General features: G+C 62.0%; 18 protein-coding genes and 1 tRNA gene. 15 read left to right on the plus strand and 4 right to left on the minus strand.

Features of this window, described 5'->3' with window-relative positions:
• Positions 1-176: 176 nt before the first annotated feature.
• The 3 genes from OIN59_RS18435 to rapZ are packed head-to-tail and all read left to right on the plus strand — an operon-like array spanning position 177 to position 3,647.
• A complete protein-coding gene (locus tag OIN59_RS18435) occupies positions 177-1,073 on the plus strand; it encodes an NAD kinase (RefSeq protein ID WP_056060503.1) in 897 nt (298 codons plus the stop codon).
• Position 1,074: 1 nt separating this feature from the next.
• Positions 1,075-2,784, plus strand: a complete 1,710-nt coding sequence (gene recN, locus OIN59_RS18440) for a DNA repair protein RecN (protein WP_274112546.1) — start codon at positions 1,075-1,077, stop codon at positions 2,782-2,784.
• Positions 2,784-3,647, plus strand: a complete 864-nt coding sequence (rapZ, locus tag OIN59_RS18445) for an RNase adapter RapZ (RefSeq protein WP_274112548.1) — start codon at positions 2,784-2,786, stop codon at positions 3,645-3,647. The genes recN and rapZ overlap by 1 nt, the downstream gene beginning before the upstream one ends.
• A gap of 110 nt (positions 3,648-3,757) precedes the next feature.
• Here rapZ and mutY read toward each other — a convergent pair whose 3' ends face one another.
• The 3 genes from mutY to mutM form a co-directional block, all read right to left on the minus strand.
• Positions 3,758-4,834: an A/G-specific adenine glycosylase gene (gene mutY / locus OIN59_RS18450; protein ID WP_274112550.1), complete on the minus strand. Its 1,077-nt coding sequence runs from the start codon at positions 4,832-4,834 to the stop codon at positions 3,758-3,760.
• Positions 4,831-6,786, minus strand: coding sequence for a dynamin family protein (locus OIN59_RS18455; RefSeq protein WP_274112552.1), 1,956 nt, complete (start codon positions 6,784-6,786; stop codon positions 4,831-4,833). The genes mutY and OIN59_RS18455 overlap by 4 nt, the downstream gene beginning before the upstream one ends.
• A gap of 99 nt (positions 6,787-6,885) precedes the next feature.
• Entirely contained in the window at positions 6,886-7,701 is an 816-nt protein-coding gene (gene mutM, locus OIN59_RS18460) for a bifunctional DNA-formamidopyrimidine glycosylase/DNA-(apurinic or apyrimidinic site) lyase (protein WP_274112554.1), read from the minus strand.
• A 29-nt stretch (positions 7,702-7,730) separates the two neighbouring features.
• Here mutM and OIN59_RS18465 point away from each other — a divergent pair, with 29 nt between their 5' ends.
• From OIN59_RS18465 to pth, 7 genes are all read left to right on the plus strand, one after another.
• The gene (locus OIN59_RS18465) at positions 7,731-9,509 is read left to right on the plus strand and encodes a tetratricopeptide repeat protein (protein ID WP_274112556.1); all 1,779 of its coding nucleotides are present in this window, start codon (positions 7,731-7,733) and stop codon (positions 9,507-9,509) included.
• A 125-nt stretch (positions 9,510-9,634) separates the two neighbouring features.
• Entirely contained in the window at positions 9,635-10,036 is a 402-nt protein-coding gene (locus tag OIN59_RS18470; protein ID WP_274112558.1) for a lipoprotein insertase outer membrane protein LolB, read from the plus strand.
• A gap of 72 nt (positions 10,037-10,108) precedes the next feature.
• Entirely contained in the window at positions 10,109-10,966 is an 858-nt protein-coding gene (gene ispE, locus OIN59_RS18475) for a 4-(cytidine 5'-diphospho)-2-C-methyl-D-erythritol kinase (protein ID WP_274112560.1), read from the plus strand.
• Between the two features lie 30 nt (positions 10,967-10,996).
• Positions 10,997-11,073, plus strand: a tRNA-Gln gene (locus OIN59_RS18480).
• A gap of 46 nt (positions 11,074-11,119) precedes the next feature.
• On the plus strand, positions 11,120-12,094 hold the full coding sequence (locus OIN59_RS18485) for a ribose-phosphate pyrophosphokinase (protein ID WP_274112562.1): 975 nt from the start codon (positions 11,120-11,122) through the stop codon (positions 12,092-12,094).
• Between the two features lie 160 nt (positions 12,095-12,254).
• The gene (locus tag OIN59_RS18490) at positions 12,255-12,890 is read left to right on the plus strand and encodes a 50S ribosomal protein L25/general stress protein Ctc (RefSeq protein WP_274112564.1); all 636 of its coding nucleotides are present in this window, start codon (positions 12,255-12,257) and stop codon (positions 12,888-12,890) included.
• Positions 12,891-13,090: 200 nt separating this feature from the next.
• Complete coding sequence (gene pth, locus OIN59_RS18495) at positions 13,091-13,699, plus strand: aminoacyl-tRNA hydrolase (protein WP_274112566.1); 609 nt, start codon at positions 13,091-13,093, stop codon at positions 13,697-13,699.
• A gap of 103 nt (positions 13,700-13,802) precedes the next feature.
• Here the strand turns inward: pth and OIN59_RS18500 are convergent, their stop codons facing one another.
• Positions 13,803-14,060 (minus strand): YfhL family 4Fe-4S dicluster ferredoxin, encoded by a 258-nt coding sequence (locus tag OIN59_RS18500; protein WP_274112568.1) that lies wholly within the window; start codon positions 14,058-14,060, stop codon positions 13,803-13,805.
• A 208-nt stretch (positions 14,061-14,268) separates the two neighbouring features.
• Between OIN59_RS18500 and OIN59_RS18505 the strand changes: the two genes are divergently transcribed.
• The 5 genes from OIN59_RS18505 (at position 14,269) to OIN59_RS18525 (ending at position 19,658) form a co-directional block, all read left to right on the plus strand.
• Complete coding sequence (locus OIN59_RS18505; protein ID WP_274112570.1) at positions 14,269-15,231, plus strand: ABC transporter permease; 963 nt, start codon at positions 14,269-14,271, stop codon at positions 15,229-15,231.
• A gap of 7 nt (positions 15,232-15,238) precedes the next feature.
• Positions 15,239-16,111 (plus strand): ABC transporter permease, encoded by an 873-nt coding sequence (locus OIN59_RS18510; protein ID WP_274112572.1) that lies wholly within the window; start codon positions 15,239-15,241, stop codon positions 16,109-16,111.
• 29 nt (positions 16,112-16,140) lie between these two features.
• Positions 16,141-17,178, plus strand: a complete 1,038-nt coding sequence (locus tag OIN59_RS18515) for an ABC transporter ATP-binding protein (RefSeq protein WP_274112574.1) — start codon at positions 16,141-16,143, stop codon at positions 17,176-17,178.
• Positions 17,175-18,062, plus strand: coding sequence for an ATP-binding cassette domain-containing protein (locus OIN59_RS18520; RefSeq protein WP_274112577.1), 888 nt, complete (start codon positions 17,175-17,177; stop codon positions 18,060-18,062). The genes OIN59_RS18515 and OIN59_RS18520 overlap by 4 nt, the downstream gene beginning before the upstream one ends.
• Positions 18,063-18,167: 105 nt before the next feature.
• On the plus strand, positions 18,168-19,658 hold the full coding sequence (locus OIN59_RS18525; protein ID WP_274112579.1) for an ABC transporter substrate-binding protein: 1,491 nt from the start codon (positions 18,168-18,170) through the stop codon (positions 19,656-19,658).
• The last annotated feature ends 3 nt before the right edge of the window (positions 19,659-19,661 follow it).

Consider the following 19,661-nt stretch of genomic DNA (forward strand, 5'->3'; position numbering starts at 1 on the left):
GTTCTGTACTCGTAGCTATGCGCAGATTCCCTTTAACAGGCCGCTGCATCCGACCGCCTGCGGCGTCGGCTGAGCGGCGGCGTTGAGCGTCCGCTTTCATTTGCGGTGACCGGCTGCTCTTGGCCGAATTCTGCCCCACGCGCTCGGCGGCCATCTTTTAATGATGTAATTTCGCGATGACGTCCAATTTTCGCCATGTCGCACTTATAGGCAAGTACCAGACTTCAGCTGCAGGCGCCCCCGGTGACGGCTCTCGCCGGGCTTTGGAGGACATTGCGCATTTCTTGGAGCGCCAGGGATGTGAGGTGGTCCTGGAAGCGGAAACCGCCAGCAACACCGGATTGACACACTACCCATCGCTGAATGTAGACCAGATCGGCGCACGGTGCGATCTGGGGCTGGTGGTGGGAGGAGATGGGACGATGCTAGGCATTGGTCGCCGCTTGGCTCGTTTTGGAACGCCCCTGATCGGCATCAACCAAGGCCGGCTCGGATTCATCACCGACATTCCCTTCGACACCTACCAGACCACATTGCCGCCGATGTTGCGAGGGGCCTACGAAGAAGACCAACGCCCTCTGATGCACGCCACGGTGGTCCGCGACGAGCGTGTGGTGTTTGAAGCATTGGCCATGAACGATGTGGTGGTTAACCGTGGAGCAACCTCGGGCATGGTGGAGTTGCGGGTTGAAGTCGGTGGGCAGTTTGTGGCCAATCAGAGGGCTGACGGCCTCATCATTGCATCCCCCACCGGTTCCACAGCATATTCGCTGTCCGCAGGAGGCCCCATGCTTCATCCGTCCATCCCGGGCTGGGTGTTGGTTCCTATCGCGCCACATACGCTGTCCAACCGCCCCATCGTGCTATCCGACGCGACGGAAGTGGCCGTCGAAGTGGTGAGTGGGCGCGACGTCAGCGCGAACTTTGACATGCAGTCGCTCGCGTCCTTGCTGCATGGCGACCGCATTCTCGTCAAACGCTCAGAGCACCGCGTAAGGTTTCTACACCCCCAGGGCTGGAACTACTTCGCGACACTGCGCAAAAAGCTGCGCTGGAACGAAGGGGGCTCCTGACATGGCGCTGCGACGGATAACTCTGCGGGATTTTGTGATCGTCCAAACGCTAGAGCTTGATTTGCGCAGTGGCTTCACAGTGTTGACCGGCGAAACCGGTGCGGGCAAGTCCATCCTGATCGATGCGTTGCAACTGGCACTGGGTGCACGCGCAGATGCGGGGGTAATACGAGAGGGATGTAGCAAGACCGACATTTGCGCGGAATTCGACTGCCCTGCGCATGCTCAGCCGTGGCTAGAAGAAGCGGGGTTTGAAATCGATGAATGGCTGCTGCTACGCCGCACGGTAGACACGCAGGGCAAGAGCCGCGCCTGGATCAATGGCACACCCGCAACAGCTTCCCAGTTGCGCGCATTGGGAGAGATGCTTCTCGACATCCACGGTCAGCACGCATGGCAAAGCCTGACTCGGCCAGAGTCGGTGCGCGGCTTGCTGGACGCTTTTGCCGGTGTGAATACTCGTGGCACAGCATCGCGGTGGGCGCAATGGCGCGCCGATCTCAAGGCATTGCAACAGGCACGCGCAGCGCAGGCAACGCTACAGCAAGAGCGCGAGCGCCTGCAGTGGCAAATCAGCGAAGTGGACAAACTTGCGCCAGGCGACCTAGAGTGGGTGGATCTCGATACACAACACAAGCGCCTGTCTCACGCGCAGGCGTTGCTGGACGGGGCGCATGGAGCGCTTCAGGCCTTGCAAGAGGACGAGGCGGGAGCTGTCTCCGCGCTGACCCGCGCGCACGCGCTGCTGCAGGCGCAGGAACACATTGAGCCGGAGTTTGCCAGTCTGGCCGATATCCTGGCATCGAGTCTGGCACAGACGACCGATGTGGTGCATTCATTGCACACCTATTTGCGTCATGCAGACATCGACCCGCAACGCCTGGCAGAACTGGATGAACGGATGTCCCAATGGATGGGATTGGCGCGGCGGTACAAACGCCCTCCTGCAGAACTCCCCGCGCTGCTCAAGGACTGGAAAGCATCCATGCGCCAGCTTGATGCCGCCACCGATCTGGACAGACTACAAGCCAACGAATCAGCCAGCGCCAAGGCATACCAGGCGGCGGCGCGCACGCTGTCTCTGGCCCGCGCCAAAGCAGCACCTAAACTCTCCGTGTCCATCTCCCAGGCCATGCAGGGCCTTGGAATGGAGGGTGGCAAGTTCGAGGTGTCTGTGACCAAGGCGTCAGAGCCCGCCCCAGACGGGATCGACGATGTGGTGTTTTTGGTGGCAGGGCACCCAGGCATGACCCCCAAGCCGGTCGGCAAAGTCGCATCCGGCGGGGAACTGTCTCGCATTTCGCTGGCAATCGCAGTTACGACCAGTGAATTGGGCTCTGCCCCCACACTCATTTTTGACGAGGTGGACTCCGGCGTGGGCGGAGCGGTCGCCGAAACCGTGGGGCGATTGATGCAACAGTTGGGACGCGACCGCCAGGTGCTGGCCGTAACGCACCTGCCTCAAGTGGCGGCATGTGCGCACCACCACCTCAAGGTGGCAAAAAACAAAAGCGCCGAAGGCACAACCAGCGCCGTACTGGTTGTGCAGCAGGAAGAGCGCGTCGCAGAGATCGCCCGCATGCTGGGTGGTGAGCGTGCCACCGAGACGACGCTGGCGCATGCGCGCGAAATGCTGGGCACTGTGGCTCCGATGTTGGCCGTGTCACCTACCGCGCCTTTTGATTCATCCACCTCCGCCAGGAAACGCTGATGGCCCTCGAAATCGTTGTCATCACGGGCATGTCGGGTTCTGGAAAATCCGTCGCCCTGCACGCCCTGGAAGATGCTGGCTACTACTGCGTGGACAACCTACCGCCCGAGCTGCTGCCCGCCTTTGTGGCACTCGAACACAAGCACCATGGCAACCGCGTGGCCATTGCAGTGGATGTCCGCAGCGCCACCTCGTTACACCAGGTGCCGCAGGAATTGAGCCGTTTGCGCAGCCAAGGCGTGGCCGTGAAATCGCTTTTTCTGGATGCAACGATTGACACCCTGGTGCGGCGTTTCTCCGAAACGCGACGCCGCCATCCCCTGTCGCACGACGATCTTCAGCAAGGGCGCAGGGCCCTGGTACAGATCATTGAGCTGGAGCGTGAATTGCTGGCTGAACTGCGCGAGCAGTCGCATGTCATCGACACCAGTACCATCCGCGCCTCCCAGCTGCAAAGCTATGTCAAAGGCCTGATGTCCACTGCACAAGGGCAATTGACCCTGGTGTTCCAGTCATTTGCCTTCAAACGCGGTATTCCCATGGATGCCGACTATGTCTTCGATGTACGCATGCTGCCCAACCCACACTATGAGGCGGCACTCCGGGACCTCACCGGACTGGACCAGCCAGTGGCTGACTTTCTGGACCTGCAGCCTGACGTAGCCCTGATGCGGGATCACATCGAGCAATTTCTGGCGCACTGGCTGGACATGCTGGATCGCAATCACCGAAGCTACGTCACGGTAGCCATCGGCTGTACCGGCGGACAACACCGCTCTGTCTACCTAGTGGAAAAACTGGCGCAGGCTTTCAGCGACCGATGGACTGCGCTGAAACGGCACCGGGAACTGGATGGGCGCTGACCCTTTTTTGCAAGCGCGCCTTGTGCGCTAACTCACATGGGGCACTGGCAACGAGATTTCGGTACTAGCAAAACGGAGCTACCTCGCCTCAAGGGGCGCGCCGTGTACGCTCACCAGAGCGTCGATTGCGTGGTGTCCAGCAATTTGCGAATGGGAGCGGGCAACCCCACCGAGGACCATTGATCTGACCCGAGCCACTCTCCGTCTTCCGCCGGGGACACAACCCCATCGGTCTGTATCAACAGGGGGTGAAGATGCAGATCCCGATGTGTCAGCACGTGCACAAAGGGCTGCAGCTCTTGCTGCACCCACTGCACAGGGCTGCCCAAAGCGCTCACAAACGTATCTCGGGACTCAAGGTCAGTAAACACAGGAACGCAGTGCATTCCCGCCCAGATCCCAGTCGGGGGGCGGCGTTGCAGCCAAATGCGGCTTTGTCCATCACGCACGATCACCAATTGCCAGGATTCAGCCCGGCGTGCCAATTTGCGGGTTTTGACCGGATAACGTTCGGGATCACCATTCTTGAAAGCCACGCATTGGGCCACCAACGGGCAATCGGAGCATTGAGGAGAGCGAGGGGTACACAGGGACGCCCCCAGGTCCATCAAGCCCTGGGTATACCGGGGCATCGCCGCTTCAAGATCGCGCACCGGTAACTGCGCATCCGCGTGGTCCCACAGCAGGCGCTCGTTCTTGGCGGAAGCGAGATCAAGATCAAAACCGAGCAGGCGCGTCAGCACCCGGCGCACATTGGCATCCAGAATGGGCACACGCTCGGAAAAACAGAACGCTGCAATGGCCCCCGCAGTTGAACGGCCGATGCCCGGCAAGGACGACAATACCGCTGCCGTTCGCGGAAAGGCCCCGCCATGGTCGGCCATGATCTGCTGCGCACAACGGTGCAGATTGCGTGCGCGGCTGTAGTAGCCCAACCCACTCCACAAGCCCAAAACCTCGTCCTGGGGTGCAGCAGCCAAGGCACTGACATCAGGAAACCTGTCAAGAAAGCGCGTGTAGTAGTCCAGCACGGTGGTGACCTGGGTCTGCTGCAGCATGATCTCCGACAGCCAGACCCGGTATGGATCACGGGTTTGTTGCCAGGGCAAATGGTTGCGCCCATGTGTTGCCTGCCAAGTCACCACACGCTCGGCCACACCCTCCACCGCCCCGGAAGCACCACTCATGCGGTAACCGAGTGTGCGTCAGCGGGTGTAGCCCCCGGCAGAGCCACCAGCTTGGAGGTCAGCTCATGCAGCTTGCGCTCCAACTGGCCGAGCTCCTCTTCGCCAGTCTCAATCTCCGAGATACGCTCCACCAAGCCGCTGGCAGCCTGCTGTATGCGGTCTACAGCCTCCATGCGGCGAGCAAAGCTGCGGCGCCGCTCTCGCAGCTGCGCATCCAATTGCGCAGTGGCTGATTTGCTCCACAGTTCCAGATCATTGGCCGCTGACTCATAGACCGTGCGCAAACGCATGGCCAGCGCGCGCACCAGACGCTCCGCAAACTCAGGCTGCGCCAGTTTGAGCGCATTGCCCATGCCCAGATACTGCAGATGGCTCTGTTCAATCTGGTGCAGGTCTTGCGCAAAATGCTCCAGCTGTGGCGGCGAGGGCACCTGCAAAGAAAAACCGAACTCTGCATTGAGCTGTCGGAATGTCCCGCTGAGCATGGCCTGAATCTCAGTGCCAGAGGCTTGCGCTTTGTCCAAGGTGCCTCGCAACTTGTCAAAGGTCTGGACGTATATTTTCTTCACACCCAGCTTGAGCCCCTTTTGCTGCAGTGTCTGGGCCAGTTCGGCCAGCTCTGCTTTGAGCGCCTTGGCGCCCAGCTGCTGAAAAACGTCGCGCAGCAGCTTGAGGTGCACCGCACGCACAGCCTGAATCTTGGAGGTGCTGAGGTCAAATTCACGCTGCTCCTGCTCAATGCGATGGCGCATGGATTCGATCACCGAGGCGTTCTTGCCCCGCAGGCTGCGCAACTCGGCCATCTGGTCATCGAGGTCGCGGCGCCGGATGTTGATGACCCGCGACGTTTCTGTACGCAGGCTCGCCACCCCCGTCGCCACTGCGGCTCGCAATATGGACTGCCGCCTGCCCATGATGCCTTTGGCCAGGGCCTCTTCCAGCGCGGGCAGTCCACTGGTTTCCAGCAACACGTCATCCGCAGTGATCTTGGCCACCAAGCCTTTTTGTGCAGAGACAGGCACCACCCGGTCCAGAGACACGCCGAGCATCTCGGCTGAAGTCACGCACTGCCGCTCCATTTGCGCCTGGACCTGCTCGGCGGTGTTGAGCGTGTCCCAAAGGGTGTCGATCTTGTTCAACACCACCAAACGCGCTTCCATGCTTTCGGGCGAGATGGCCAGATGCTCGCGCCAGATCGACAGATCCGAGCGCGTCACGCCGGTGTCGGCGCTCAGGATGAACACCACGGCATGCGCCTGGGGGATGAGGTTGACCGTCAGCTCGGGCTCTGCCCCCACTGCGTTCAGGCCAGGCGTATCCAGAATCACCAATCCCTGCTTCAGAAGCGGGTGCGGGATATTGATGATGGCGTGGCGCCACATGGGCACCTCCACCAAGCCCTGCGCGTCAGGCACAGGGTTCTCATCCGTCAGATCGTCATGCCAAAAACCCAGCGCACGCGCATTGTCCAGACTGACCTTGCGCACCTCGGCCACTTTTTCCAGGGCTTTGGCAATCTGGTCGGCATTGCCAACATCCAGCGGGATCTCCTGCCAACGGTCGGTCTTGACCCGCCACTCCGCCAGGCTCTGCATCTGGAGTCGGGTCTCAATCGGCAATAGCCGCAAGCTGGGCGCGACATTCGCGTCGTATCCCAGCTCGGTGGGGCACATGGTCGTGCGGCCAGCACTGGCAGGCATGATGCGGCGGCCATAGTCAGCAAAAAAGATCGCGTTGATCAGTTCGGACTTTCCACGCGAAAACTCCGCCACAAACGCCACCATGACCTTGTCGCTGCGGACCTGCTCCTCCAGCCGCTGCAGGCGCTCTTGCACCGCTGCATCCATGAGGTCGTGCGTGGCCATCCAATCGGCCAGCCGCTTGAGCTGCTGGGCGAACTCCCGTCGCCAGACGCCATGCTGGTCAAACTGTTCGTTGAATGAAGGTCCCACTTTGCTCCCAGAGATCTATGGATGGCCCGCGAGGCAGGTATATACAAAATATAGCATCGACCGTACACCGGCTGTCACGAATCGCTGATCGGATGGGGCCTAGGGCCGCTGGCACAGGCGGCAGAAGTAAGTGCTTCTCTGGCCCTGGCGAATCAGCTCGATGGCCGTACCGCATGCTTGGCAAGGCTGGCCATCGCGGCCATACACGTTCGCGGCGGTCTGAAAGTGGCCTGCCATTCCCTCCGCGTTGGAAAAATCGCGCAGCGTACTACCGCCCATCTCCACCGCTCGGGCCAACACCGAGCGAATGGCCTGGTGCAGCTTGTGCACCCGTGCAGCACCGATGCGTGATGCAACGGTAGTTGGACGGATGCCAGACAAAAAGAGCACCTCAGAGGCATAAATATTTCCGACCCCCACTACCAAGCGCCCCGCCAGAAGCAGCTGCTTGATAGGCATCCGGCTCTTCTTGAGCCCTGCCTGAAAATCCGGGAGCAAGAACCCGTCTGACAAGGGCTCCATGCCCAACCCTCCCAACAACTTGGTGGCCACCGGCGAATGCTCTGCCTGCGCATAGACCACCGCACCAAACCGACGCGGGTCATGCAGGCGCAGCGTTCCCTGGTTGGTGACGAGGTCAAAATGGTCGTGAACGCCCGCTTGTGGCATGCCAGAAGCGAAGCGCAAGCTCCCCGACATACCCAGATGCAGAAGCAGCAGGCCTTGGGTCATATCGAGCAACAGATATTTACCCCGGCGACGCAATCCGACCACTTGCTGGCCGATCAGTATCTGCGGGTCACAACCCAGAGGCCAACGCAAAGCCTTGCCCATCACCACCGCCTCGATCCGGGCTCCGGCGATCGCATCGGCGAAGCTGCGCCGCGTCACTTCCACTTCGGGCAACTCAGGCATACAAACAACCGGGCAACGGCTTCACAGGCATGGATTATTATGGCCCGATGGTGTTATTCCACAGCTTTCGTACCGTCGCATTGGCCTCCGTAATTGCGACGGCCGCCCACGTTGCCTGGGCGCAAAAGCCCGGCGGTGAAAGCCGTCCCGCCGCCCAGGAGCCACCTGTGGTGTCCAACCCAGCCCTGGACGCAGATCTGTTCTACGAAATTTTCCTGGGCGAGATTAGTGCGCGCACCGGCGATCCGGGGGCGGGATACGCATTCATGCTGGAGGCGGCCCGCAGAAGCGCTGATGGCCAGCTCTACCAAAGAGCTGCAGACATTGCCTTGCAATCACGATCGGGCGAGTACGCCCTGGCGGCCGCCAAAGCGTGGAAGGATGCCCTGCCGCAATCGCGCGAGGCCAACCAATATGAGTTGCAGATTCTGATCGCCTTGAACCGCATCGGCGAGACGCCCGAATTGCTGCGCCAAGAACTCGCGCAAGCCTCTCCTCGGTCCAAGGCCTCTGCCCTGACGGCCCTGCCGCAGCTATATGGACGAGCAAGTGACAAAGCGCTGGCCGCCAAAGTGGTAGAACAAGCCCTGGTGAACGAACTCACCAATCCTGCCACCGGACCAGAGGCCTGGGTGTCGCTGGGCCGCTTGAGGCTTGCTGCAGGCGACAAGGTGGGTGCGCTAGACGCTGCGCGCAGAGCACAGGCCTTGGACAATGCCAGCGAAAGCGCGGCAAGGCTGGCGCTGGAGTTGATGGACGAAGGTCTTCTGGACGCGGAACCCATCGTGACGCAAACGCTGTCCAAGCAACCCATCCCGGACCTGCGCATGGCGTATGCCAGAGTATTGTTAGGCCTGCAGCGCTACCAGGAGGCCAGTCGCCAGCTAGAGACGGTCACCAAGGAAAAGCCCGATCTGGCGGAGGCATGGCTGGTGGCCGCCACCCTGCAATACCAGGACAACCGCTTGCCCGCCGCAGAGACGTCGCTGCAGCGGTTCCTTGAACTGGCATCTGCGCCTGGTGATGCCGATCTGCGGCAAAAGAGCCTCACGCAAGCGTACCTGCTGCACGCCCAAATCGCCGAGAAGAAGAAAGACTTTGCGGGCGCAGAAGCGTGGCTCGCACGTATCGACAACGCAGAGGAGGTTTTTGGCGCTCAGACGCGCCGCGCATCACTGCTGGCACGCCAGGGCAAACTCGCCCAAGCACGGGCCTTGTTGCGCAACCTGCCTGGCAATTCAGCAGACAGCCAACGCATGAAGCTGATGGCCGAAGTGCAGCTGCTGCGTGATCAGCGCCTATACCAAGAGGCGTACAAGGTACAGGTTGAACTGGTAGCCTTGGCACCGGACGATGCGGAGCTGGTCTACGACCAGGCCATGCTGGCCGAAAAGGCGGGCCAACCCGACACCATGGAAAAGCTGCTGCGCCAGGTGATCGCGCGCCAGCCGGAATATCACCACGCCTACAATGCCCTCGGCTATTCGCTGGCGGACCGCGGTGTGCAGCTGGACGAGGCCAAACAGCTCATCCTGAAGGCATTGAAATTCGCACCCAATGACCCATTCATCATGGACAGCCTCGGCTGGGTGGAGTTTCGCCTGGGTAACAAGGCAGACGCCCGCAAGCACCTCGAAGCAGCCTTCAAGGCCCGGCCCGATGTGGAGATCGCCGCACATCTGGGCGAAGTGCTCTGGAGCATGGGCGACAGGGATGGTGCGACACGTGTCTGGAAAGAAGGGCAGCGCGCCAGCCCTGACAACGACACCCTCAAAGAGACCCTGAAACGCCTCGGAGCCGCTCTCTGATGCCAGTCCTTTTCAGTGCTGCCTTAAGCACTCGGTTGCGGACTCTTCCTCAACGATGGACATGGTGGCTGGTGGTGTGCGCGCTGTGGCTCGCTGGCTGCGCGCAGCCAGTCACCAAAGCCCCTTTGGACGAAGACAGCTGGAGTGGACGCATCGCCCTGCAGATCGACGGACAGGCCTCACAGTCTTTTTCTGCCTTGTTCGAACTGCGCGGCACCCCCCAGGCCGGCGGACTCGTTTTGCTCAGCCCCTTCGGCAATCGCATTGCACAACTCGACTGGAAAGATGGTCACGCGCAACTGATCAGCGGCCAAGACACGCGCACGTCGGACTCCCTGGATGCACTGCTCCAGGACGTGACCGGCGCCCGCCTTCCCGTGACCGCCTTGTTCAGCTGGCTCAAGGGCATCCAGGTCAGTGCAACAGGGTGGCAAGCGGACCTCTCCGGCATTGCCAATGGACGGGTAACGGCACGCCGCAGTGATCCAGAGCCCACTGCGACTCTGCGCATTGCATTGACCCCCTGACGGACTGCAACCTGCTGCTGCCAGCGGGGCCATTCGTACCGCAAAAACTCGCGTTTCACTTTTCCGCCCTCCATGCAAGCCTTGTATGACGTGCCAGCCCCGGCCAAGCTCAATCTTTTTCTGCACATCACCGGGCGGCGTGCCGATGGCTACCATCTGCTGCAATCCGTATTCATGCTCGTGGACTGGTGCGACACCCTGCACTTCGAACGCCGAGCGGATGGATTGATCTCGCGAGAAGACCTGTCTACAGCGCTGCCAGAAGTAGACCTTTCGGTTCGCGCAGCTCGCGCACTGCAAGCTGCGACGGGCTGCAGCGAGGGCGCTCACATCGGTGTTCTGAAGCGAGTGCCTGCTCAGGCAGGCATGGGAGGCGGCTCGTCAGACGCGGCCACCACGCTGCTGGCTTTGAACCGGCTGTGGGGGCTGAACCTGCCACGACACGCATTGGCAAAGATCGGTTTGCAACTGGGCGCGGACGTCCCGTTTTTTTTATGCAGCCACAACGCTTGGGTGGAGGGAATTGGTGAGACAATCATGCCGCTTGAGAAAGCGCACCAGCTACCGCAAGCGAGCTTTGTGATCGTGAAGCCCGCAGCAGGTTTGGAGACAAAAGAAATTTTTTCGTCACCAAGTTTGAAACGCGATTCAGATAGTGCTACAATCTTAGGCTTTGCTGCAGCACACTTTGACTTCGGTCGAAACGACTTGCAGCCAGTTGCTCAGGCTCTTTGCCCCGATGTTTTGCAAGCCATTGAATGGCTTAAGGCACGCGGCCTCAAAGGCAGGATGACAGGCTCAGGCAGTGCAGTGTTTGCGCAAATGTCACATGCAGTCGATTTGAGCGGGGCCCCTGAGGGCTGGCAAGTGAAGACATGTGAGAATCTGATGATTCATCCTCTGGCAGGTTGGGCATCAGGAGAAATTTAAGGTTGGTTGCCCTCGGCAACTGACCTGTGTAGGGGAGTCGCCAAGCTGGTTAAGGCACCGGATTTTGATTCCGGCATGCGAAGGTTCGAATCCTTCTTCCCCTGCCAAACGCTTTACGCGTACGGGCTTTTTTTTCAGACTGCTGGGACGCTCATGCAAGCCAACCACCCCGACTTCATGGTTTTCACCGGCAATGCCAATCCTGGCATGGCAGCTGAAATTGCTCAACACCTCGGCACCACCCTCGGTGCGGCTGACGTGGGTCGCTTCTCCGACGGTGAAGTCACCGTTGAAATCAAACAAAACGTGCGTGCACGGGATGTTTTCGTGGTGCAGTCCACCTGCGCACCCACCAACGAAAACCTCATGGAACTGCTGATCATGGTCGATGCGCTCAAGCGTGCGTCGGCCGAGCGCATCAGCGCCGTGATCCCCTATTTCGGCTACGCCCGCCAGGACCGCCGCCCCCGCTCTACCCGTGTGCCTATCACCGCCAAGGTGGTGGCCAACATGCTGCAAGCCGTGGGCGTGGCCCGCGTGCTGACCATGGACCTGCACGCTGACCAGATCCAGGGGTTCTTCGATATCCCCGTGGACAACATCTATGCGTCGCCGGTGCTGCTGGGTGACCTGCGCCAGAAGAACTACGAAGACCTGATCGTCGTCTCCCCCGACGTGGGTGGTGTGGTGCGCGCACGCGCCCTGGCCAAGCAACTGAACTGTGATCTGGCCATCATCGACAAGCGCCGCCCCAAGGCCAATGTGTCGGAAGTGATGCACGTGATCGGTGAAATCGAAGGCCGCAACTGCGTGATCATGGACGACATGATCGACACCGCAGGTACGCTGGTGAAGGCGGCCGAGGTGCTCAAGGAGCGCGGTGCCAAGAAGGTGTACGCCTACTGCACACACCCCATTTTCTCGGGCCCTGCCATCGAACGCATCGCCAAGGGCTCGGCCCTTGATGAGGTCGTGGTAACCAACACCATCCCGCTGAGCGACAACGCCAAGGGATGTTCCAAGATTCGCCAACTCTCCGTGGCCCCGCTGATCGCTGAGACGATCCAGCGCATTGCCAAGGGTGAGTCGGTCATGAGTCTGTTCTCGGACCAGGACAACCTGTTCTGACACGCTCCCGCGGGGGCGTTGCAGTCGGATTGCACGCAGGCCTCCTTCGGGAGGCTTGTCTGTTCGAGAGCAATGCGCAGGCCTGCCGCCATGAAGGCGTCACAGGTCTTTTTTAATCGGGGTACGACTGGTCGCGGTCTACCCTTTTCAGGAGCTAACTATGAACTTCGTCGCTTTTGAGCGCGCCAAGCAGGGTACGGGTGCGAGCCGCCGTCTCCGCAATTCGGGCAAGACGCCTGGCATCGTGTATGGCGGTTCTACCGAATCCCAACTGATCGAGGTGGACCACAACGCACTGTGGCACGCACTCAAGAAAGAAGCATTCCACTCCAGCGTGCTGGACATGGAAGTGGCTGGCACCACCTCCAAGGTCGTGCTGCGCGACGTGCAATACCACCCCTACAAGCAACTGGTGCTGCACATCGACTTCCAGCGCGTGGACGACAAGACCAAGCTGCACCTGAAGGTGCCACTGCACTACAGCGGTGCAGAAGAGTCCAACGCCGTCAAGGTGGACAAGTGCATGGTCAACCCAGTCGTGAACGAACTGGACGTGACCTGCATGCCTTCGGACCTGCCCGAATTCATCGCTGTGGACCTGTCCAAGCTGGAAAAGGGTGCTTCCCTGCACCTGAAGGACATCAAGCTGCCCAAGGGCGTGGTGGCCAAGGTCCGTGGTGGCCAGAACAACAACCCCGTGTTGGTGTCCGTGGTGCCTCCAGTGGTGGTCGTTGAGACCCCTGCTGAAGCCGCTCCTGCTGCCGACGCCAAGGGCAAGGGCAAGGGCAAGAAGTAATCCATCGGTCAACGACCTCGATCACTTCACCCGGTCAACCCGCTTTGCGGTGTTGACCACAAAACGGCCCACTTCGTGTGGGCCGTTTTCATTGGTGCGGCACACTTTGCGAGCTGCGCAACACTCCTCCTGACCGCACCTTCAGACGCGGCAGCAACGCCGACTGTCTGGCCCCCTACCAGCCACCGATAATCCCGCACATGATCAAGCTGTTTGTAGGCCTGGGGAACCCCGGGCCAGACTACGAGGACACGCGGCACAACGCCGGTTTCTGGTGGATTGACGCCCTCGCACGCGAACTCAAAACCACGCTGGTGCCCGAGCGCAGTTACCACGGCCTGGTGGCGCGCACGACAGTGCATGGCCAGAACGTCTGGCTGCTGCAGCCGCAGACCTTCATGAACCTTTCGGGCAAATCCGTGGCCTCGCTGGCGCGCTTTTTCAAGATCCTTCCCGAGGAAATCCTGGTGGTGCACGATGAGCTGGACATTACACCCGGCCAGGTCAAGCTCAAGCGCGGCGGCAGCCATGCCGGGCACAACGGCCTGCGCGATATCCATGGGCAATTGGGCTCGCCCGACTACTGGCGCCTGCGCATTGGCATCGGTCATCCGGGCGTCAAAAGTGAAGTCGCCAACTGGGTGCTCAAGAAACCGTCTCCAGACCAACGCACGCTGATCGAAGACAGCATCGCCCATTCGCTCAAGGCCTACCCGGCCCTGTTGGCTGGCGACATGGACAAGGCCACGCTGCTCATCCACACCACCAAACCGCCCCGCCCCAAGCCTCCTCGGCCCGTTGAGGACTGAAGGGCTACAAGTCCGCCCAGCGGTTACGCAGTGGGAAATGCTATCTATTCAATAGCATTGAACACATGATCCACTGGCGCAAACGGCCAATTTTATCAAAAAATTAGGTGGGCGTGCCTGCCTGGAGCCGCTGGAACTTCTGCCAGAGTGTTTCGCGGTTTTCCACATGCTGTGGGTTCACGGGAATACACGCCACCGGGCAGACCTGCACGCATTGGGGCTCGTCAAAATGCCCCACACATTCCGTGCACTTGTTCGGGTCGATCTCGTAGATCTCCTGCCCCAGGTAGATCGCCTGGTTGGGGCATTCGGGCTCGCACACATCGCAGTTGATGCACTCGTCCGTGATCATCAGCGCCATACAGCCTCCCAGTGCACGGGGCCAAAAATGGTGACAAGGGAGCAAGCGGCGCGGTTCATGCTCCGTATTATCCCGCGCCCGTGGCATGTACCTTGCGTGCCACACTGCAACCCACCACCGCTGACGGGGACGTTTTTACCGTTATGCTGTGTATACACATTAATTTTGACGCTCCTGCGTCTGACCCACCTGCCAACGTACCCCACCCATGGGCCTGTTTTTTCTCAAGCGGTTTGTCACCCTCCTGGCCACGTTGATTGGCGCCTCCATCGTCGTGTTTCTGGTGCTGGAAATCCTGCCGGGCAATGCCGCGCAGATTCTGATGGGCCCCGATGCGTCGCCCGATGCCGTGGCCGCTCTGGCCACCAAGCTGGGGCTGGACCAGCCCGCCAGCCTGCGCTACTGGCAATGGGTGAGCGGCCTGGTGGTGGGCAACATGGGCGACAGCTACGCCTACAGCTCACCCGTGCTCGACCTGGTGCTGGAGCGCCTGGCGCTGACCGTGCCGTTGGCCCTGATGGCCATGGTGATCACCACGGTGCTGGCACTGGCCGCTGGTGTCTACGCTGCGGCACGCCACAACAAGGTCGGCGATGTGGGCGTGATGGGCCTGGCGCAGATCGGCATTGCCATCCCCAACTTCTGGTTCGCCATCCTGCTGATCCTGCTGTTCTCGGTGAAGTTGCAGTGGTTCTCGGCCGGTGGATTTCCGGGCTGGACCGAAGACGCTGGCGGCAGCCCGCTCGAAGCCCTCAAGGCCCTGCTGCTGCCCGCTATTGCGCTGGCCGTGGTGCAGGCCGCCATCCTCGCGCGCATCACCCGCTCGGCCGTGCTGGAGGTGCTGCGTGAAGACTTTGTACGCACGGCCCGCGCCAAGGGCCTCACGCAGCGCGCAGCGTTGTGGGGCCATGTGCTGCGCAACGCCATGATCCCGGTCATCACAGTGATGGGGCTGCAGTTTGCCAACCTGCTGGCGGGCACCATCGTGGTGGAGAACGTGTTCTACCTGCCCGGCCTGGGGCGGCTGATCTTCCAGTCCATCTCAAACCGCGACCTGATCGTGGTGCGCAACTGCGTGATGCTGCTCGCCGCCATGGTGGTCATCGTGAATTTCGTGGTGGACATCCTTTACGCCGTGATCGACCCGCGCGTGAAGGCCTCCGACATCTGATCCCCCCATGAACGCTGTCATTCCTTCGCCTTCTGTCACCTCTGCCCCCAGCTGGCTGCACCGCGCGCTGCGCCACCGCAGCTTCGTGATCGGCGCCGTTCTGTCGCTGCTGCTCCTGCTGGCCGCTGCACTGTCGCTGGTCTGGACACCCTGGTCACCCTACGAGATGGACCTGGCCTCCAAGCTGCAGCCGCCCACGGGCACACACTGGCTGGGCACCGATGCCTTTGGGCGCGATGTGGCGTCGCTGTTGCTGGTGGGTGCGCGCAATTCCATTCTGGTGGGCGTGATCGCCGTGGGCATCGGGCTGACCATTGGCACGGCGCTGGGCCTGCTGGCAGCGGCCAAGCGCGGCTGGGTCGAAGAACTCATCATGCGGCTGGCAGACTTTACGTTTGCCTTCCCGGCCATCCTGTCCGCCATCATGCTCACCGCTGTGTTCGGCGCAGGCATCGTCAATTCCATCATCGCCATCGGCATTTTCAACATCCCTACGTTTGCGCGCGTCACCCGGGCGTCGGCCAACGCGGTGTGGTCGCGCGAGTACATCCTGGCGTCGCGCGCCTGCGGCAAGGGCAGCTTGCGCATCACGCTGGAGCACGTGCTGCCCAACATCCTGTCGGTGCTCATCGTGCAGGCCACCATCCAGTTCGCCATCGCCATCCTGGCCGAGGCCGCCCTGTCCTACCTGGGCCTGGGCACCCAGCCGCCCCAACCCTCCTGGGGCCGCATGCTGAGCGAAGCACAGACGCTGATGTTCCAGGCCCCGCTGCTGGCGGTGTGGCCCGGCGTGGCGATTGCACTGGCCGTGCTGGGCTTGAACCTCTTAGGCGACGGCCTGCGCGACCTCCTCGACCCCCGCCTATCGCGCAAGCGTTGACCCCGCCAAGAAGCCCCCCAGACCCCACGATGTCTCTGTTAGAAGTCTCCAACCTCCGCATCCGCCTGCAGACGCACCGGGGCCCCGCCGATGCCGTACGCGGCGTGAGCTTTTCGCTGGCGCGCGGTGAAACCCTGGGCCTGATTGGTGAATCGGGCTGTGGCAAGTCCATCACCGCCATGTCGCTCATGGGCCTGCTGCCTGACAGCGCGCAGGTCACGGGCAGCATCCGCTTTGATGGGCAAGAGCTGGTGGGCCGCACCGATGCGCAGATGTGCAAGATGCGCGGCAACCGCATTGGCATGGTGTTCCAGGAGCCCATGACCGCCCTGAACCCCGTGCACACCATTGGCCGCCAGGTGGCAGAGCCGCTGCGCCTGCACCGGGGCATGAATGCGGCAGCCGCACGCACCGAAGCCATTGCCCTGCTGGACCGCGTGGGCATCCCCAACGCCGCGCAGCGCTTTGACGCCTATCCGCACCAGTTCTCCGGCGGGCAGCGCCAGCGCATCACCATTGCGATGGCGCTGGCCTGCGGGCCCGACCTGCTGATTGCCGACGAGCCCACCACGGCGCTCGATGTGACCATCCAGCAGCAGATCCTGGACCTCATCAGCGATCTGGTGGCCGAGCGCAACATGGCGCTCATCCTGATCTCGCACGACCTGGGCGTGATCTCGCAGAACGTGGACCGCATGATGGTCATGTACGGCGGCAGCGTGGTCGAAAGCGGCTCCACCGCCTCGGTCTTCTCGGCCATGGCCCACCCCTACACACGCGGCCTGTTTGCCGCCCGGCCTCACCTGGGCGCCGTGCACGCGCCCGGCCAGCGCCCTCGCCTGTCCACCATTCCGGGCACGGTGCCCGAGTTGGTGGACCTGCCTGCAGGCTGCCCGTTTGCAGGGCGCTGCAGCTACACGGTGGATGCCTGCCACCACAACCAACCCGAAGCCACGCTCGTGGCCACCGATGCCGACGGCGACCACCAGGTGCGCTGCCTGCGGCGTGAGGCCATTGCCGAGGCGCAGAGTGCTGGCGTGGTCAACATCGTCGAGGTGGCAGCATGACCCAGGCGCTCCACACCACCCATCCCGCGGATACCCCGCTGCTGCAGGTCAAAGACCTGGTGCGCGAATACACACTGCCACGCGACCACCTGTTCAAGCCGCCCGGCAAAGTGCATGCCCTCAACGGCGTGAACTTCTCCATTGCCTCGGGCCGCAGCCTGGGCATCGTTGGCGAATCAGGCTCGGGCAAGTCCACGCTGGCCCGGCTGGTGATGGCGCTCGACGCCCCCACCTCCGGCACGGTCGAGCTGCGGGGCCGCAACCTGCACCAGTTGCCTGCCGAACAGCTGCGCCAGGCGCGGCGCGATTTTCAGATGGTGTTCCAGGACCCGTACGGATCACTGGACCCGCGCCAGACCGTGGAGCGCATCGTGACCGAGCCACTGCAGGCGCAAGGACAGACCACGCGCGCCGAGCAGCGCGAGCAGGCCGCCCAGGTGCTGTCGCAGGTGGGCCTGCGCACCAATGACCTGGGCAAGTACCCGCACGAATTCTCGGGCGGCCAGCGCCAGCGCATTGCCATTGCGCGGGCTCTCATCACGCGGCCCCGCCTCATCGTGGCCGACGAGCCCGTGAGCGCGCTTGACGTGTCGGTGCAGGCCCAGGTGCTCAACCTGATGCAGGACCTGCAGCAGCAGTTCGGCATTACCTACATGCTCATCAGCCACGACCTCGCGGTGGTCAACCACCTGTGTGACGAGGTGGTGGTGCTGTACCAGGGGCGCATCGTGGAACGCGGCTCGCCGGGCGAGCTGTTCCGCAACGCGCAGCACCCGTACACGCAGTCGCTGGTGGGTGCCGTACCCCAGGTGTTGCCCGGCCGCGCACGGGCGCGCCGTGCGGCCGCCGCTGCGGCTGCTGCCGCAACGGCAAAAACCGCATAACCACATGCAGGTGTGATGGTGTAAAAAGCTTCTTTCCTCCCCGGTAACAAATTGCACCGGGGTCTTTATGGTTGTTGTCTGGTTTTTTGTCTGGAGAGTCCGAACATGCTGAACCGCCGTACCGTCCTTGCCACTGGCGCCATCGCCGCTGTGCCCTTGACCACCTCGCTTGGCGCCCTGGCGCAAGGCCGCAAAGATGCGGTGACGCTGGCGATGACGCTGGAGCCCCCAGGCCTGGACCCGACAGCCGGTGCGGCGTCTGCCATCGCCGAGATCGTGCAGTACAACATCTTCGAGACGCTCACCAAGATCAACCCCGACGGCAGCGTGTCGCCCCTGCTGGCCGAAAGCTGGGAGGTCTCGCCCGACCTCAAGACCTACACCTTCAAGCTGCGCCGTGGCGTGAAGTTCCAGAACGGCGAGCCCTTCACTGCTGCTGCCGTCAAGTTCTCGTACGACCGTGCAGGCGGCGAGAAGAGCACCAACAAGGACAAGCGCACCTTTGCAGGCATCACCACCCAGGTGGTGGACGACTACACCGTGGTGCTGCTCAACAAGGACATCGACCCCGACCTGCTGTTCGTGCTGGGCCAGGCCACCTCGATCATCGTGGAGCCCAAGAGCGCCGACACCAACGCCAACAAGCCCGTGGGCACCGGCCCCTACCAGCTGCAGGCCTGGAACAAGGGCTCGTCGGTCGTGCTGACCGCCTGGGACGGCTACCGCGATGCCAAGGCGCTCAAGATCAAGCGCGCCACGTTCCGCTTCATCTCCGACCCGGCCGCCCAGGTCGCCGCCCTGCTGGCCGGTGACGTGGACGCATTCCCCCGCGTCACGCCGCGCAGCGTGGCGCAGTTCAAGGCCAACCCCAAGTTCCAGGTGGTGGTCAGCGGCTCGCGTGCCAAGACCATTCTGGCCATCAACAACGGCAAGAAGCCGCTGGACGACGTGCGTGTGCGCCGCGCCATCGCCGCCGCTGTGGACCGCAAGGCCGTGATCGAAGGTGCGGGCGACGGCTACGGCGCGCCCATCGGCAGCCACTATGTGCCCGGCGCGTTTGGCTATGTGGACACGACCGGCGTGAACCCCTACGACCCCGAAAAGGCCAAGAAGCTGCTGGCCGAGGCCGGCATCAAGACACCGTTGGAACTGACGATGACGCTGCCCCCCACGCCCTACGCACGCCAGGGCGGCGAGGTGATTGCAGCCCAGTTGGCCAAGGTTGGCATCATCGCCAAGATCCAGAACGTGGAATGGGCGCAGTGGCTCAGCGGCACCTACGGCAGCAAGAACTACGACCTGACCATCATCAGCCACGTGGAGCCCTTCGACCTGGGCAACTTCGCCAAGCCCGACTACTACTGGGCCTACAACTCGCCCAAGTTCAACGAGCTGTTCAACCAGATCAAGAACGCGGCCCGCCCCGCCGACCGCGCCCGCCTGCTGGGCGAAGCGCAGCGCCTGCTGGCCAACGATGCGGTGCACGGCTTCCTGTACTCCAACCAGTGGATCACGGTGGCCAACAAGAACCTCAAGGGCCTGTGGAAAGACATGCCCGTGTTCGTGAACGACATCTCCGCGCTGTCCTGGTCCTGACAG

This window comes from Acidovorax benzenivorans, assembly GCF_028680575.1.
Lineage (GTDB): Bacteria > Pseudomonadota > Gammaproteobacteria > Burkholderiales > Burkholderiaceae_C > Acidovorax > Acidovorax benzenivorans.

Bases quoted from the DNA above. Each gene is read 5' to 3' on its own strand.
- OIN59_RS18435 (WP_056060503.1), top strand. From the start codon at position 177: ATGACGTCCAATTTTCGCCATGTCGCACTTATAGGCAAGTACCAGACT.
- recN (WP_274112546.1), top strand. From the start codon at position 1,075: ATGGCGCTGCGACGGATAACTCTGCGGGATTTTGTGATCGTCCAAACG.
- rapZ (WP_274112548.1), top strand. From the start codon at position 2,784: ATGGCCCTCGAAATCGTTGTCATCACGGGCATGTCGGGTTCTGGAAAA.
- mutY (WP_274112550.1), bottom strand. From the start codon at position 4,834: ATGAGTGGTGCTTCCGGGGCGGTGGAGGGTGTGGCCGAGCGTGTGGTG.
- mutM (WP_274112554.1), bottom strand. From the start codon at position 7,701: ATGCCTGAGTTGCCCGAAGTGGAAGTGACGCGGCGCAGCTTCGCCGAT.
- OIN59_RS18465 (WP_274112556.1), top strand. From the start codon at position 7,731: ATGGATTATTATGGCCCGATGGTGTTATTCCACAGCTTTCGTACCGTC.
- ispE (WP_274112560.1), top strand. From the start codon at position 10,109: ATGCAAGCCTTGTATGACGTGCCAGCCCCGGCCAAGCTCAATCTTTTT.
- OIN59_RS18485 (WP_274112562.1), top strand. From the start codon at position 11,120: ATGCAAGCCAACCACCCCGACTTCATGGTTTTCACCGGCAATGCCAAT.
- OIN59_RS18490 (WP_274112564.1), top strand. From the start codon at position 12,255: ATGAACTTCGTCGCTTTTGAGCGCGCCAAGCAGGGTACGGGTGCGAGC.
- pth (WP_274112566.1), top strand. From the start codon at position 13,091: ATGATCAAGCTGTTTGTAGGCCTGGGGAACCCCGGGCCAGACTACGAG.
- OIN59_RS18500 (WP_274112568.1), bottom strand. From the start codon at position 14,060: ATGGCGCTGATGATCACGGACGAGTGCATCAACTGCGATGTGTGCGAG.
- OIN59_RS18505 (WP_274112570.1), top strand. From the start codon at position 14,269: ATGGGCCTGTTTTTTCTCAAGCGGTTTGTCACCCTCCTGGCCACGTTG.
- OIN59_RS18510 (WP_274112572.1), top strand. From the start codon at position 15,239: ATGAACGCTGTCATTCCTTCGCCTTCTGTCACCTCTGCCCCCAGCTGG.
- OIN59_RS18515 (WP_274112574.1), top strand. From the start codon at position 16,141: ATGTCTCTGTTAGAAGTCTCCAACCTCCGCATCCGCCTGCAGACGCAC.
- OIN59_RS18520 (WP_274112577.1), top strand. From the start codon at position 17,175: ATGACCCAGGCGCTCCACACCACCCATCCCGCGGATACCCCGCTGCTG.
- OIN59_RS18525 (WP_274112579.1), top strand. From the start codon at position 18,168: ATGCTGAACCGCCGTACCGTCCTTGCCACTGGCGCCATCGCCGCTGTG.